Below are 15,431 nucleotides of genomic sequence, written 5' to 3'. Positions count from 1 at the left end.
AGTCCTTTGTATGTATCCCTCGCTCACGCTTCGGGTTTCGATGAGGACTAAATCAACAGCCCGGTGAGCGAGGGACACTTAAAAGAGAATTAATGGCGCTCAATCCCTCGCTGACGCTTCGGGTTACGATTAAATCAACAGCCCGTTAGCCGGTCGTTCCTAGTCCCGATGCGATCGCATTAACGCTCAACAACAAGCCCGGCAGTAACTGGTCGGCTTGCTGCTGTTCGCCCATCTTGCGATAGCTTCGCCAACGACGCAGTAACGAAATCTGTTGTCGATGTAGCAGTCGCAATCCCTCGCTGCGAAGCTGGATCATGCGTTGCACGTTGGGACGTTGCGACTCCAGTTCGCCGCCATAAACCTCTTCCACCATTCGCGTCGCCAATCGCCATTCCGATTCGATCTCGGTGACGAAGTGTTCTCGCAGCGGCTCATTCTCGACCAAGCCGGCGTAATCCTTCATCACCTCAATATCAACCGCCGAAACACTCGTCGCGACGTTGCTGATCAGATAGTGCAGGGGTGCCCAATCGCGTAAACAATCGATGACATCTTGAAACCGCTCCGGACGTTCGGCTTTCAACTTCGCGAGCGCTGTGCCGACACCATACCAACCCGATAAATAGCATCTCGCTTGTCCCCAACTGAAGACCCAAGGGATCGCTCGGAGGTCGTCGAGTGTTTGTTGTCCGGTCCGCCGCGCCGGACGTGATCCGATTCGACTTTGTTCGATCGCATCGATCGGTGTGGCCGACCGAAAGAACTCGACAAAACCGTCCGAATGCAAGAGGTCGTGATAGGCCGAACGAGCCCACGACGCCAAGTCGACCAACGTGTTCTCGAGCGGATGGGGCCCATCGCCTTCACGTGAATCGCTGAGCGTCTTGCGGGTCGCGCCCGCCAAGAAGAGTTCCAGGTTATAAATTGCGGTCGGTTCGTGAGCGTACTTTTGAGCGATCGTTTCACCTTGCTCGGTCAAGCGAATGTCGCCGGCGATCGTTCCGTCGGGAAGGCTCTTGATAAACCGATGAGTCGGTCCGGCACCGCGGCTGATCGTGCCGCCACGGCCGTGAAAAAAGCGAACTCGGACACCGTGGCGAAGTCCCGTCTGGGTCAACCTGCGCTGAGCGTGGCGAAGCCCGACAAGACTGGCCAAGATGCCACCGTCTTTGTTGCTGTCGCTGTAACCGATCATCACCTGACCGACTTTCGCGTCGTCAATGTTCAGGGCATTCGGATCGACTTGTTTGCCTGACTTGTCGGGTTGGCCGGCGACGAGCGTTTGTGAGGCGGCGCGGCGGTTAGCAATTGCGGCCATGCTGCGTTGGGTGATCGGATGGCTGAGGAATCGATCGTAGATTTCCGGCGACTTTTCCAAATCGTCGATCGTTTCGAACAACGGCACGACGGGCAATGGGCAAACCGGTCCGTCGTCGGTCGGTTGCAACAATCCGACCTCGCGGGCCAACAAATAGACGGCGAGCAGATCGGAGGTGTTCCGGGTCATGCTAACGATCAACGCCCCCAAGCCATCGATTCCATGTTCGATCGAATGCTCTTTCACGACGCGCAGCGCGCCGAGTACCGCTTGGGCGTCGTTGCCGGCGGTGAAATCGGGATGAACCATCGGGCGAGAACTCTTGAGTTCTTGTTCCAAGAATTCGATCCGTTTGGCTTCGTTCCATTGAGAGAAATGCGTGTCTTGGAAACCCGCCGATTGCAACAGTTGCTCGATCGCGGCGTCGTGCTTGCTGCTGTTTTGTCGAATGTCTAAGACTGCCAAATGAAACCCGAACGTTTGAGCAATTCGCATGACAGGGGCGACGGCGTGTGTCGCCGTGTCGTTCATGTCGACTGCCACGAGACTGCGGTGCAACGTCCGCAAGTCGGCAAGCAATTCGTCGGCGACTTGATAGGAGGGGCAATTTCGACTTGCGTTTGAGGATGACTGTTCGACGGGCAACTTGGCGATCATCAAGTTGATGAACTGACGCCACGGTTCATTCGGATTGCGGGAAAGCGCCGCTTGTCCGACGCAGCCCATTGATTCGGCTTTGGAAGCAATCTGAGAGAGAAACTGATTCGAAGGCGGTAACCAGTACGCCGATAAACTAATCAAGCGAGCCAGTTGAGTCAGTTCCGATCGCAACAAACCGATCGCACCGCTGCGAAGTTGCATCAGCGTTTCGGCGGTCACTTCGGGTGTCACCAACGGATGCCCGTCACGGTCGCCACCAACCCAGGTACCAAAGGTTAGCCGAGGCAACGAGAGGGGATCGCTGATCGCGGCCGGATCCAGACCGACTTCACGCCAAGCCTGACGCAAACGCAGGTCCAACGGTCGAAGTGATCGCGGGAAAACATGTTTGAGGTAGTCCATCAAGTTGCGACGTTCGGACTGCAGGTCCGGCTTGTCGAGATAAATTTCGCCGGTTCTCCAAAGGACATTCAAAATGGCTTCGATCGCGTTCTCGTTCTCGTCCCGTTTCCACGGCGGCAGGTCAGGATCGTGCCGAAGCTGAAACCGATCGAACAACCGACGATGATGGGCCAAGACGGTCGCACGCTTGGCCTCGGTCGGGTGTGCCGTTAAGACCAACTCGACGCGGACCGAGGACAGTCGCTGCGCGATCTGCGTGGCGGTCCAGCCCTCGTCGATGAGTTGCCGCAGGCTATCGGCCCAAAGCGCCGGCAATTGATCCATATGCGATTCCGATTCGATCCGGTCGCGGAACCGGGCGGCGGAACTTTGTTCGGCCATGCTCAACAATTGAAACGCGATCGAATAGGCCTGCGTCAACTGCACGCTGTCGTTGGGCGTGGGCCGATCGGACAACGTGACGCCCGGCATCGGCAAAAGGTCCGCCAATGCCGAATCGCCGCCCCGACGAAGCACCTTGGCGAGCGCTCCTAGTAACCACTCCCAATCCTGGTCGAGTTGTTGAACGTCTAACGCAAGGATGCTGGAAGAAACCATGGAAAAAACTCGAAAGATTCGGCGGTTCGACAACAAACTGGGCAACGATGGTGTCACCAAGTGGCTTTATCGTAAACGGTGCATTCCGGTTTTTGGCCCTCGCTGTCGATGAACGCTATCGAAGTGGTTTTAAACAACCATCACACGATCACACGGGGCGTGAAATTCACAAACCGGCGCGTTCGCTGAATGATAGTCCAGGCCGAAACTCTTGGCGGGTTTTGCTAGCCTGAGACTGAATCTTGATGAAGCACTGACAAGTGACGTTGTTATGGCTTCCAGGTGTAAACCTGGATCGAGTCGAGTGCTCGAATGATGACCTGATCCCCGTCTTTGGCAAGGTACGCCCAACTGTCCTCGGCGACTTTGATCTCATCGATTACTTGATATTGCTCGGGGTTGGCGTCGATCAAACGAAGCAATCCGTCGCTTGACAACGATAAGATCCGATTGCCGTTGTGGATCATACTCCAGTACTTGCCCACCGGCGGGCTGGTCCAACGGATCGCGCCGTCGTCGACGGCAAGACAGGTCAATCGCTCGTTCTTGAGATGCAAGTAGATCGAACCATCGATCACCACCGGCGAGGACATGTAGCCCTGTGTTTTTTGGTTCCACACTTCGTTGACTTGCATCCCGTCGCCCGTCGATTGAATTTCAAACAATTGGCTCTTGCCGCTGTGAGCGGCGGTGAAAATACGATCGCCGATCGCCAGCGGCGTCAAGATATTCATCCCTCGGAAGGCTTCGATCGGTTCCTTCCAAAGCACTTCGCCGCGATCCGGCGTGACGCCACAAAGTTCGTCGCGTGTTTGAACGAGCAGTTGTTCGACGCCCGCGATCGTCGCCACCGAAGGACTCGAGAACGCACCGCTGGACATCATGTTGTCGCCGCCCTGAAGCGTTCGCCAAACCACTTCGCCGTCGGCCAAGTTGATCTTGGTCAATCCGCCGCCGAGTTGCACGTAGACTGCGTCGTCCATGATGAGCGGTGAACAGACCGCACCGAAAGACTGAAGCGGCGTTTGATACTTGGCCGGGAAATCAATCCGCCAACGTTCCGCACCCGTCTTCGGATCGAAGCAAACCAAGACATCGCGCATGCCCAAAACCACTAACGCTTCGGCCGTGCAGGCGGGGGTTGAGCGGATCCAATTGCCGTTGGCGGCCGCAAAAAACGGAACCGCCATCGAACCTTCCCACTGGCTCGTCCAGACGACTTCGCCGCTGGTTCGATTCATCGCCGTGACGCGTTCAAACTTTTGGTCCACGGTCTCGGTCGTGAACAACAAGTCGCCCATCACGACGGGACCGCTATAGCTCGGTCCGAGTGTTTTTTTCCATTGCAATTGCAACGGCCCATTGAGCCGATCGGGCCACTCGGCGTCGGTGACGTGCCCGTCGCGAGTCGGCCCCCGCCATTGATCCCAACCTGGGTCACCGAACGCGTTTGCCGCGCCGATGCTCGATGCGAGAAAAACAAGAACGACAACAACAAATCGGACAGGCATCAGATGGCTTTCAAAAAAGGTAAGCGTTTCAACGAAACCCGTCGGGCTTGTATCGATCGCGTTCCGATCAAGTGAAACACGGCAATCATTGGTATTTGGCCGATGCGTTAAGAGTCGATCTCGACTCGTTCGCCGTGTTTGTCGCGGCAATCGACTTCGAGGTGCTCGGGGAACAAACCCTCGCTGCCGAGAATTTGCACGGTCATGTTGCCCGCATCTTCCATCTCCGTCACGGCGCGGCGTTTCTTGTTATTCAAGAACGCGGCGACGGCGTCGTTGACGCGCACGGTCACGCGAACGATGTGATGGTTCTTCACCGCGAGGGCCAGCGTCCGCACGACTTCGATTGACATGCTTTCGGGAGTCTTGACCAAACCACGGCCTTTGCAACACGGGCAATCCTGGTAGATGCTGCGCTTCAAACTCGGGCGAATTCGCTGCCGAGTCATTTCGATCAAGCCGAACGGGCTCGTTCGCAGAATCTTGGTGCGGGCACGGTCTTTGGCCATCGCGTCACGCAAGACTCGTTCGACTTTGCGGCGATAGCTTTCTTTTCGCATGTCGATGAAGTCATTGACGATCACGCCACCCAAGTCACGCAACCGCAATTGCCGCGCGATCTCTTTGGCTGCGGCCACGTTCAGACGAAACGCGTTTTCGTCGGCCGAGGCGTTGCCGCGGAAGTTGCCGCTGTTGACGTCGATCGCGACCAAGGCTTCGGTCGGGTCGATCACGATCGAACCGCCGTCTTTCAAGTGAACTTGGCGTTGGTTGATTTTGACGATTTCTTCCTCAAGGTTGTACTTGTGGAACAGCGGGGAATCGCCGTCGTAAAGCTTCAAGCGATCGACGACATGCGGCATGACGTTCTTGAGGAAGTCGCGAGCTTTGTTGAACGACTCTACTTCGTCGATCAGGATTTGATCAATGTCGTCGCTGTAGATATCGCGAATCGTGCGGATGATCAGATCGCTTTCTTCGTAGATCTCACCCGGCTCGGTCGTCGTCTTGACGCGGCGAGCGATCGCTTTCCACAAACGCAGCAAGTAATCCATGTCGTGTTGCAACTCATCTTCGTTGCGACCGGCACCGGCGGTCCGCACGATAAAGCCCAATCCCTTGGGTGGATTGAGCGAGTTCAAGCAACGCTTCAAACGCTTGCGGTCGTCTTCGTCTTCGATCTTGCGACTGACACCGACGCGGGACAGGTTGGGCATTAAGACCAAGTAACGTCCCGGGATCGAAATATACGTACTCAGCGTCGGCCCTTTGGTGCCGATGCCTTCTTTAATGACCTGCACGAGGACTTCGTCGCCGCGTTTGAAGATCTCTTGGATCGGAGGCTTGATACGGGGGCGACCGCCTTTGAAGACCCGCGAGCTGCCACGTCCGGATTCGCGGTTACGGGCGGCCGAAGCGGCGGCCATTTCGTCGCTTTCCCGCATGATCTCTTCGGGGTCGTAGCCGCCTTGTCGGAAGTATTGTGGCTCGACATCGCTGATATGTAGAAACCCGTTGCGGCCGACGCCGAAGTCGACGAATGCTGCCTGGATCGAGGGTTCCAAATTAACGATTTTGCCGCGGTAGATATTCCCCGCAAACGCCTCCACGCTTTTTCGTTCGACGTAGAGTTCTTCCAAGACACGATCTTCGACCACCGCGATGCGGCTTTCTTCGGGTTGAAGAACGTTGATTAACATTTCACGTTTCATAATCTAATTCAGCCTTGTTTATGTTGTGACGGGCGTTGGTGTTGAAATCGGCTAGATGCGGGTCCTCCAAGGGTGACCGCATGGACGCCGAAGTTACGAGTGTTCGAGTTCGCCCTGCAGAAAGGTGTGAGTGCGAATGAGCGTCGCACCTCGCTGCGGCCAGTCGCCGATGTTGAGCAATTCCAAGACGTCGTGAATTTTCAATGACGCCGCTTCGGAATTGATCAATCGCACGACCAACTGTTCGGGCAATGGTTCAGGTTCAAGTTCAAGGACCGGGATCTGAGTCGGCACATGCGTGACGATCTCTTTTCCGTTTCGATCCGTTGTGATGGTTTCGTTCTGCTTCAGTTTCTTGATTTGTTCGTTGACTTGCCGGGCTTCCGGTTCGCTGAAGTCGTCAGGCAAGGTGACACGGTATTGGCGTCCGGCGAGTTGAGCTTTGCCGTCACTCAGGTCGACACGAGTGGCGTCATGGATGGTCAGTCCCGGCTGGCGGTCGTCGCGAAGGGCCGACAGCAGTTGATCTTCATCCCACACTTCATTGAGTTCGAGGTCGACAACTTCGTCTAGGCTCTCGACGCCCAAGGGCAGCGCGGAAGGAAACATCAATCGCGGCTTGGGATGGAATCCTTCGGTCATCGAAAATGGCAACCCGGCTCGCCGTCCGATTCGTTCCCACAAGTTGGCCAAGTCGCGGTGGCTGATCCATCGCAACAAGTCCGTCTTAGCAAACCGAACCCGGTATCGAACTCGAAGCGTTCCGGCGGGATGCAAGTTGGGGGAAATCCGTGATTTGCGAGTTCGCTTTTGAGGCTCCCGCGTGTCCGAAGATTTGGCTGACGACGCTGAATGAGTCGACGAGCTGGAATTCGTTGAGGCGGTTGGTTGAGTCGATCGAGACGGCGACGAAGACGAGGAGGGGTAACTCATTGCATCACCAACTCCGGAGCCAATTCGGCCAAGCGGTCGAGCAAGTACAAGTCCACGTCGCGAGCCGATTCAAGTTTGCGAACGCGTTCGGCGATCGCTTGGCATTGCTCGATCGAGACGTTTCGAATCGCCTTTTTGACTCGCGGCAATGCCGACGGCGGAACGCTCAAATTGCGAACGCCCATGCCTAACAACAACAACGCTCGCGCCGGGTTGCTGCTCATCTCGCCGCAAACGCTGATCGGAATTTGGTTCGCGTCGGAGATGTCGATACTGGCTTGGATCAAACGCAGAACCGCCGGATCGCTGGATTGATAAAGGTCAGCAACGTATTCGTTGGACCGATCGACGGCCAATGTGTACTGCGCCAAGTCGTTCGTGCCGATGCTGAAAAAATCGACTTCACGGGCAAAGTGATCGAGCATCATCACGGCAGCGGGCACTTCGACCATCATGCCGACCGGCAGATCGCTACGATAGGGAATGTCCGAATCGGCCAAATCCTCCGCAACGACGTTGAGTAGCATCCGCGCCTGACGCAGTTCGCCGAGCGTGGTCACCAAGGGGAACATCACCCGGACGTCTCCCAGCACCGCCGCCCTCAACACGGCTCGAAGTTGAGGCCGAAACAAGTCGAGGTTTCTGAGAGACAAGCGAATGCTGCGCAGTCCCAAGAACGGATTATTCTCTTGGTGGGCCAGTTTACCTCGGCCCATTTTGTCGGCCCCGAGGTCCAGCGTGCGGATCACGACCGGGCGGCCTTCCATTTGTTTGATCACTTCGGCATACGCTTGATAGTGATCTTCTTCGCTGGGTTCCTCGTCGGACGAAAGGTACAAAAACTCGGTGCGATACAGGCCGATCCCGTCGGCCCCGCGAGCGAGACACGCGGCGGTTTCGTGCGGGAACTCGATGTTCGCATTCAGCGCGATGCGGGTGCCGTCGAGGGTTTCGGCGGGCAATTGGCTCTGCTTTGCCAACTTCGCTGCGAGCGAGCGACGGTATTCGGCACGTTCTTCGTAATGAGCGATCGTTTCATCATCGGGGTCGATGATCAATCGCCCGCGATCGCCGTCAACGATGACCCGATCGGCTCCGGCAATGATGGGCAGGAACTCGCCGATTCCGACGACCGCAGGAATCTCCAAGCCTTTGGCGACGATCGCGGTGTGACCGCCCGCGCCACCGATTTCGGTGCAGAAACCTTTGACGAAACGCCGATCGAGGCTTGCCGTTTCGCTGGGCGTCAGCATCCGCGAGAGCACGATGACCGGTTCGGTCAAATCGGCGAGAGGTTGTCGGGTGACAGCACCGAGCTGGGTTAATAACTGACGTTCGATGTCGAGCACGTCTTGGGCCCGGTCGGCCAACAACGGGTTCTCCAACTTTCGCAGGGCCGTGGCGTAGTTGTGCAGCACGGCGCTAACGGCGAAAGCGGCCGACTGGCGATCGTCTCCGATGCGTTTTTCCAATTCGGAATGCAAACGCGGATCGTGCAGCATCTGCAACTGGGCGGCGAAGATATCGCCGGTTTGACGTCCCGCTTGCGCGGTCGTCTCCAAACGGCTTTGTTCAAGCTGCTCGCTGACGACATCGACCGCGACGTGCAGTCGCGCGAACTCCCCGTCGACGTCCGACGCCGGAACGATGCACCGCGGGATTCGATAACCATCTGCGTCGAGCACGAGCGCTGACGCGATTGCGACCCCCGGTGAAACCGGAATGCCTTGTAATTCGAGCATCGTAGTCGATGCTTGTTTTTTTCGATTCCCGTCGACGCCGTTTGCCAAGAACGATTTAGAAGGGAGCCCGATCCATCAGGACGTCAGGGATGAGCGAATGAAATGAACGCGGTGTGCCAAAGGATCGGCATACCAACCTCACGTTTGATGGGGACGAGGATCGAAGAAAAACAACGCCGTTGATTCTCTGTGAAATGATTGTGTGTTGATGGAAAATAAGAGCCCATTTCCGAAGGAGTCTGACCCTCGGAAGGCAAATCGTTTGTCTCGTTTTGTGGCCTTGCCGAAGAGGTTCAGACCCCTTTTCAGACAGGCACTTGCACGGCGACCGTTGATCGGTCGCCGAGGCTAATGTCCATCGCCGGCGATCGTCGCGTCGGTGATCGACGATTGCGTGGGCGACTCCAACTCATGAAAACCACGCTCGAATAACTCACAAATGGCCGCCATCGCCTCGACCGCATCGGCCCCTTGGACCGTGACTCGCAAATCAGTTCCTTCGGTCGCGCCGAGCGTCAGCAGCGACAGAATGCTACGACAGTCGACGGTTTCAGAACCTTTCTGAAGATGGATGACGGATTCATACTCATCGGCGCAGCGCACCAACAGATCAGCCGGCCGCGCGTGCAAACCCTGGGGGTTGATGACGCGGACCGTATGCTCAAGATGGTCGGGTCGCTCCGGTGAAGTCGAATTCATAAGGTCACCAAGTTTCTAGCCGGCGGCGAACTGGTTGTCGTCGGCTTCTTGCAAAAGTTGTTGGATATCTTCGGACGTCTTGCTTTGCTTTAGGAAACGACAAAACGATTCGTCTCGAAGTTGCCGCGAGATATTCTCGAGGGCACGCAGGTGATCGCCGGGTCGTTCGGGAGGGCTGATCAGCAGAAAGAACAATTGAACCCGTTCGCCGTCGAGGGAATCGAAGTCGACGCCCTGTTCGCTGACACCAACGGTGCCGACGAGCTGCGAGACGCTGGGGTGTTTCGTGTGAGGAACGGCGACGCCGCGACCGATGCCGGTGCTGCCGAGTTCTTCACGTTTCATGATTGCGGCGATGATGTCGTCGCGTTGGTCGGCGGCGATTTCGCCGGCATCCAGGAGGGATTGGACCAATTCATCAATGACCGCTTCTTTGGAGGTCGCTTTCAAATCGGCGCGGATCGCGCCGGTTTTGACAAAATCGGAGAACTTCATGGAAAGAGTTGTCTTGGATTGGAATGGGTGGTGATGAAAATGAAGGGGACCGAGGTGACTTCACTCGTCAAGAGTGCTCTCATCGTCGTCCACTTCGACAAGTTCGATGTGTTTGTGGGCGGCCGTGCGATGGTCTGTTTTACGGGCTTTGAGTTTGCGCAGTTGCTGTTCGACTTTGGGAATCGCATTATCCAGGGCGGCGATCACGGTAGTCGCTTCGGCGTGGGCCACCATGTCGTCGGCGTGCTCGGCGGAGACCTGAATTTCGACCGAAGGCTTGTCCAGTTGCTTCAAATCGATCGTGACTTCGATCGCATTGATGCGGTCGTACAATCGACGCAACTTAATCGTCTTTTCCTCGATCAGTTCTTGGTCACCAGGCTGCAAAGAGCCGTGACGTGCCGAAACGTTCACCTGCATATTCAAACTCGTTCCATAAGAAGTAGCCGCTGGGTCGATCGGAATCGGTCGGCAACGACCGGAATCCTTCTTGCGTAAGCCTAGCGGAATCTTGGCTGGCGGTATAGCGATCCCAGGCATCAATTTTTCATCCACCCTCAGCCGTGTCTTCACTCGGCCCGATGGTCGACTCTCAGGTATCAGGTATGGAGATCAAACCAACGGTTATTGGCCGCGATTGAATGGATTTCTTTTCACCGGACCTACCCGCTAGCTCGAGAACTCGGATGCGCTGACAAATTTACCACAGGGCCCCATGACAAAATCGCACCGGGGCGATAACCTTCTGGATTGGATTTCCCCTTCATCGTATTCCCCCAACCCCCACAGCTGAGATTTATGGCTCGGAAGGTCGTCAATCGGCAGGAAAAAGCCGCCGAAGCGGAAGCAGCAGAAAAACTGGCTGCCGAGGCAAAGCGTAAAAAAGCTGCCAAACGCAAAACCAAGAAAGCGGCCGCCGACGTTCGGTTGCGTCTATACTGGGGCGTTTTCAGTCAAAATTTAAAGCGGGTCGCGGTCTTCGAGTTTGACCAGCGAGACGATGCGGTCAAGCGTGCCGACGAACTGAGCAAGGGCGGCAAATCGCCTCACTTCGTCCAAAAGGTCAAAGAAGAGATCAAGCCCGAGTGACTTCACCGGACCGCCCGGCGGAAACGCCGGAACCCCCCGAGTTTTCACCCGATCCCGAGGTTTCACCCGATCAGCGTGCGCGGCGGTCGCCAGCGCGGCCTCAACGCCGGTTTCCCGCCAACTGGGAACCCTGCGAAGCGGTTTGGCTGGCTTGGCCCCATAACCACGATACCTGGCCGGGGCATTTCGATGGCATCCCCGAGGCGTTCGCTCATTTCGCCCGGACGGTCGCCCAATCCACCCCCGTGCGCCTTCTCGCGGCTCGGGATTTGGCCGACGAAGCCAGACGGTTGATCGGGAAGATGCAGAACATTGAGCTGATCGATGTCCCTACCAACGATTGCTGGATCCGCGATTACGGCCCGACCTTTGTTCACGAAAATGACTCTGTGTTGGCCATCGATTGGAATTTCAACGCTTGGGGCGGAAAGTATTATCCCTATGACCTCGATCGCGACGCCGGACACCGGATCGCCAAAGTCGCCGGTCTGCGTTGCCTCCGAACCGAATTGACGGTCGAAGGCGGTGCACTGGAAACCGACGGCGGAGGCCGGCTGATGGTTCACTCCGCCTGCATTTTGGATCCTGATCGAAATGCCGGAATCTCCAAAGACGAGATCGCCCAGCAGTTTCATCAGTTCTTAGGAATCACCGAGATCGCCTGGATCGATGGCGGTCTGTTACCCGGCGATGATACCGATGGGCACATCGACCAACTGGCAAGGTTCGTTGATCGCGAGAATGTCGTCGTCGCGGTCGCCGCGGACCCGACCGTCCCGTTTTCGGGCGAACTCGAAGCGAACTACCGCCAGATCCGGGTCTGGGGCCGGGAAACATCCCCCGCCGTTACCGTCCACCGACTGCCCGGCCCGCCACCGAGGCAAATCAACGGCCAAAATGTCCCACAGAGCTACTGCAATTTTTTGCGACTGGGCCCTGACCGGATCCTCGTCCCGACCTTCGCTCATCGCTCCAGCGACCAGCAAGCGCTGGGGATTCTGCGTGACCTCTGCCCGGGCGTCAGCATCGAAGGCGTCCCGTGCGAAAAAATCGCTTGGGGATTGGGAGCGCTCCACTGCGCAAGCTGCCATCAAGTCGCCCCGCCACAATAGCTTCCTTAACGGCGGGCGGGCAGCAACCTTCTACCCTAGTGCTTTGTCAAGATTCAACTTTAGGGTCGGCAACACTAGCCGTTTGAGCGCTAGCGGCGTGTTGATTTAATCGTAACCCGAAGCGTGAGCGAGGGATTCATCGCCATTAATTCCTTTGTAAGTATCCCTCGCTCACGCTTCGGGTTTTGATGAGGACTAAATCAACAGCCCGCTAGCCCCGGTTTTTGCGACGGAACCGTGGCTAGCGCCAAAACGGCTAACCCTAAATTTAAAGTTGGACAAAGCACTAGGTCTGTGACAGCTAAAAGTTAGGGTAGTGGATCTTGTTAAAGATCCTGTAGCGGTCGGATCTTTAACAAGATCCACTACAGCCAACCCGAACTTAACGTTGGAACAAGACGCGAGTGGGATTGGTTCGGCTTTAGAACGGACGCTTGAAGATTTCCTGAATAAGAAATGCTTGTCGTAGTCCTGTGGGGCTATGGAGCATGGCTTTAAGAGTTTCGATCGTGACATCCTGGCTCGTCGGCAGTGCGTTCGGTCCGCCATGTTCCTTATGCACGTGTCCGATCGTGGGTGTGTCACGACTGCGAAGGCGTGGCTCGTCCTCGTCGATAATTTCGACCGCAATGGCGATGTTATCCTCGTCGTCGTCCGCATCGATGATCACGGCATCGATTTCGTCGTGTCGAAAACGATCCGAATCGGTCATTCGTTCGCGGCGGGCGTTGGTGTACTCGGGTCGCTTCGGCGTTTGGTTTTGTCGCAACTCCTCGGTTTCGACTCTCTCCGCGAACGTCTTACGTTGGCGAATTTCAGCCGTCTTGCGAAGAAACTCTTCGAGTTCGTTGGTGTGATTAGGTTGCGGCATGGTGTCACCTTATGCTTGGTGATGATGTGCGTTGATGTTCGCCGATTCGATACCTTGTCCGGCGAGCGATTTGCGCATTTCGGTATCGGCGGCGACGTTTTGCAATTTGTAATAGTCCATGATCATCAACCGCCCCGACCGGAACGCTTCAGCCACCGCTCGCGGCACTGCCGCCTCGGCTTCAACGACTTCCGCCCGACTTTGCTCGATCCTAGCTTGCATTTCCTGTTCCTCGGCGACGGCCGAGGCGCGTTTGCTTTCGGCGTTGGCCCGAGCGACGGCGGTGTCGGCTTCCGCTTGGTCGGCTTGCAATCGGGCACCGATGTTGGCACCGACGTCAATATCGGCAATATCGATCGAAACGATTTCGAACGCGGTTTGCGAATCCAGTTTCTTCGCGAGCACGGCTTTGCTGATGATGTCCGGGTTCTCGAGCACCGCTTTGTGGCTGGCCGCGCTACCGATCGCGCTGACGATTCCTTCGCCCACCCGCGCGATGATCGTTTCCTCGGTTGCCCCGCCGATGAGCTGCTGCAGGTTTGCCCGCACGGTTACGCGAGCCTTGACCTTTAATTGAATCCCGTCCCTTGCGACGGCGTCGAGCGAGGGCTTGGTCGCACCTCGGGGAGGACAGTCGATGACTTTGGGATAGACGCTCGTCTGCACCGACTCCAAAACGTCGCGTCCGGCCAAATCGATGGCAGTCGCCTCGCGGAAGGTCAACGAAATCGTCTTGGCCTTCTTCGCCGCGATCAAGGCTCGGATCACCTGTTGGACATTACCACCGGCGAGGTAATGAGCCTCCAATGCCCCCGCCGTCAGTTCCGGATCGTTCAAGCCGGCCTGGGTCGCCATGATCTTGCTGCGGACGATCGCGCGGGTATTGACTTTACGAAACGTCATCGCGATCAGATTCGAAAACCCGATGTTCGACCCGGTCAGCAGCGACTGAATCCATAATCCGAAATAGGTGGCGAAGACAAAGAAGATGACGAGGAAGACGGCGAAGACGACCAGCGCGCCACCGAGTACCCAGGTGTTGATGTTTTCGAATTGAGCGAGCATGGGAATTGAAGAGTGAAGAGTGAAGAGTGAAGAGTGAAGAGTGAAGAGTGAAGAGTGGGGAGTGGGGAGTGGAGAGTGGAGAATCGGTGGGGCATTCGATTCTAGCGGAACGGCGAGCGGGCGTGTTGTGCAGCTCGCCGGTGAGGATTTCTGGAAGGTTCCAGCCAGAAGTGCGGTAAAGCGGTTCGCTGCGGCCTACGTTTTTTTGGAACGTTGGTTAGACTGGAAACGGCAACACCAACCTTGAGATTCCTCTTTCCCGATCGAATTGACTGATGGCGACTCAACGATTGACCAAACACAACGCGTCGATGATTCGCGCGGGGGTCGCGTTGAAAGAGGACCGGGGAGCGGACGCGATCTTGCTGTTGCTCGACGGGAGCACCGATTGGAAACGCATTTCGGAGCTTGCCGAATCGGGGAAGAATGTGGTGATCGTCGCCGTTGATACGCTCGAGGACCTCGACGGTGCCGCCGAGGCAGGGCTCAAACCACTGGCCTTGAACAAGGAAAAAGCGCCGTTGTTGGAACGGCTGCAGGAAGCCTTGCTCGAAGCCGCTGCGGACGAATTGATCCGCACCAACGGAGAGGTCGTCGCGGTTTACAGCGGCTTTCAACAAGGGCGTTTGGATTCGATCAGTCACCTGCAACTCGATGAACGGATGCGGCGGTTTACCGTCCGCGATCTGCAGACACTCGAGTCCAGCGTGCCTCTGAAGACGATCAAAGCGGTTGTGGATTTGGCATCGCAGATCGGTCGGGAAGGCCGCGAAGGCAAACCGGTCGGCACCATGTTTGTTGTCGGCGACACTCGCAAGGTTCTCGAACACGCCAATGACAGCGGCGTCGACCCGTTTCGCGGTTACAACAAGAAACATCGCAACTTGCTGGATCCCAAAGTCCAGGAAGACGCCAAAGAAGTGGCCCAGCTTGACGGTGCGTTCGTGGTGACCGCCGATGGCGTGATCGAACGCAGTCGACAAATGTTGGAAGTCACCCATGAAGACCTCAAGATGACCAAGGGCCTCGGCTCGCGGCACTGGGCCGCCGCCGCCATCACTCGCAAGTCCAAGGCTGTTTCGGTCGTGGTCAGCCAATCGACCGGCACGGTTCGCTTGTATCAGAACGGCTTCTTGATCCTGCAAATCGTGCCGATGGACAAAGCGATCAAATGGCAGGAGTTTGCTTTCGAGCCGCCGCCGCAATCATCGGAAGACTAGGG

The 15,431-nt window shown here is 56.7% G+C and carries 13 protein-coding genes; 3 read left to right on the top strand and 10 right to left on the bottom strand.

The genetic code is table 11. The features are described from left to right. Positions 1 to 145: 145 nt before the first annotated feature. The 8 genes from Pla100_RS13985 to hpf form a co-directional block, all read right to left on the bottom strand. The gene (locus tag Pla100_RS13985) at positions 146 to 2,980 is read right to left on the bottom strand and encodes a phosphoenolpyruvate carboxylase (protein WP_146578321.1); all 2,835 of its coding nucleotides are present in this window, start codon (positions 2,978 to 2,980) and stop codon (positions 146 to 148) included. Between the two features lie 269 nt (positions 2,981 to 3,249). After that, positions 3,250 to 4,491 (bottom strand): PQQ-binding-like beta-propeller repeat protein, encoded by a 1,242-nt coding sequence (locus Pla100_RS13980; RefSeq protein WP_146578320.1) that lies wholly within the window; start codon positions 4,489 to 4,491, stop codon positions 3,250 to 3,252. A 107-nt stretch (positions 4,492 to 4,598) separates the two neighbouring features. Continuing rightward, a complete protein-coding gene (locus Pla100_RS13975) occupies positions 4,599 to 6,203 on the bottom strand; it encodes an Rne/Rng family ribonuclease (protein WP_146578319.1) in 1,605 nt (534 codons plus the stop codon). Positions 6,204 to 6,296: 93 nt separating this feature from the next. Next, positions 6,297 to 6,980, bottom strand: a complete 684-nt coding sequence (locus tag Pla100_RS13970; RefSeq protein WP_231603047.1) for a TIGR03936 family radical SAM-associated protein — start codon at positions 6,978 to 6,980, stop codon at positions 6,297 to 6,299. A 152-nt stretch (positions 6,981 to 7,132) separates the two neighbouring features. Next, the gene (gene ptsP, locus Pla100_RS13965) at positions 7,133 to 8,878 is read right to left on the bottom strand and encodes a phosphoenolpyruvate--protein phosphotransferase (protein ID WP_146578317.1); all 1,746 of its coding nucleotides are present in this window, start codon (positions 8,876 to 8,878) and stop codon (positions 7,133 to 7,135) included. A gap of 348 nt (positions 8,879 to 9,226) precedes the next feature. Further along, positions 9,227 to 9,577 carry an HPr family phosphocarrier protein gene (locus Pla100_RS13960; RefSeq protein WP_146578316.1) on the bottom strand — a complete coding sequence of 117 codons (351 nt, stop codon included), beginning with the start codon at positions 9,575 to 9,577 and terminating at the stop codon, positions 9,227 to 9,229. Between the two features lie 15 nt (positions 9,578 to 9,592). After that, entirely contained in the window at positions 9,593 to 10,072 is a 480-nt protein-coding gene (locus tag Pla100_RS13955) for a PTS sugar transporter subunit IIA (RefSeq protein ID WP_146578315.1), read from the bottom strand. A 60-nt stretch (positions 10,073 to 10,132) separates the two neighbouring features. Next, on the bottom strand, positions 10,133 to 10,612 hold the full coding sequence (gene hpf, locus Pla100_RS13950) for a ribosome hibernation-promoting factor, HPF/YfiA family (RefSeq protein WP_231603046.1): 480 nt from the start codon (positions 10,610 to 10,612) through the stop codon (positions 10,133 to 10,135). Between the two features lie 258 nt (positions 10,613 to 10,870). On the opposite strand from hpf, the gene Pla100_RS13945 reads away from it, so the two are divergent. Beyond that, on the top strand, positions 10,871 to 11,161 hold the full coding sequence (locus Pla100_RS13945) for a hypothetical protein (protein ID WP_146578314.1): 291 nt from the start codon (positions 10,871 to 10,873) through the stop codon (positions 11,159 to 11,161). After that, complete coding sequence (locus Pla100_RS13940) at positions 11,158 to 12,273, top strand: agmatine deiminase family protein (protein ID WP_146578313.1); 1,116 nt, start codon at positions 11,158 to 11,160, stop codon at positions 12,271 to 12,273. Before Pla100_RS13945 ends, Pla100_RS13940 begins: the two co-directional genes overlap by 4 nt. Positions 12,274 to 12,694: 421 nt before the next feature. Here Pla100_RS13940 and Pla100_RS13935 read toward each other — a convergent pair whose 3' ends face one another. After that, positions 12,695 to 13,144 (bottom strand): hypothetical protein, encoded by a 450-nt coding sequence (locus tag Pla100_RS13935; RefSeq protein ID WP_146578312.1) that lies wholly within the window; start codon positions 13,142 to 13,144, stop codon positions 12,695 to 12,697. Between the two features lie 9 nt (positions 13,145 to 13,153). Next, complete coding sequence (gene floA, locus Pla100_RS13930) at positions 13,154 to 14,209, bottom strand: flotillin-like protein FloA (protein ID WP_146578311.1); 1,056 nt, start codon at positions 14,207 to 14,209, stop codon at positions 13,154 to 13,156. 275 nt (positions 14,210 to 14,484) lie between these two features. On the opposite strand from floA, the gene Pla100_RS13925 reads away from it, so the two are divergent. Then, positions 14,485 to 15,429, top strand: a complete 945-nt coding sequence (locus Pla100_RS13925) for a DNA integrity scanning protein DisA nucleotide-binding domain protein (RefSeq protein WP_146578310.1) — start codon at positions 14,485 to 14,487, stop codon at positions 15,427 to 15,429. Positions 15,430 to 15,431 lie beyond the last annotated feature (2 nt).

The organism is Neorhodopirellula pilleata (genome assembly GCF_007859915.1).
Taxonomy (GTDB): Bacteria; Planctomycetota; Planctomycetia; order Pirellulales; family Pirellulaceae; genus Rhodopirellula; species Rhodopirellula pilleata.
This window is presented reverse-complemented; position numbering and strand designations above follow the sequence as displayed.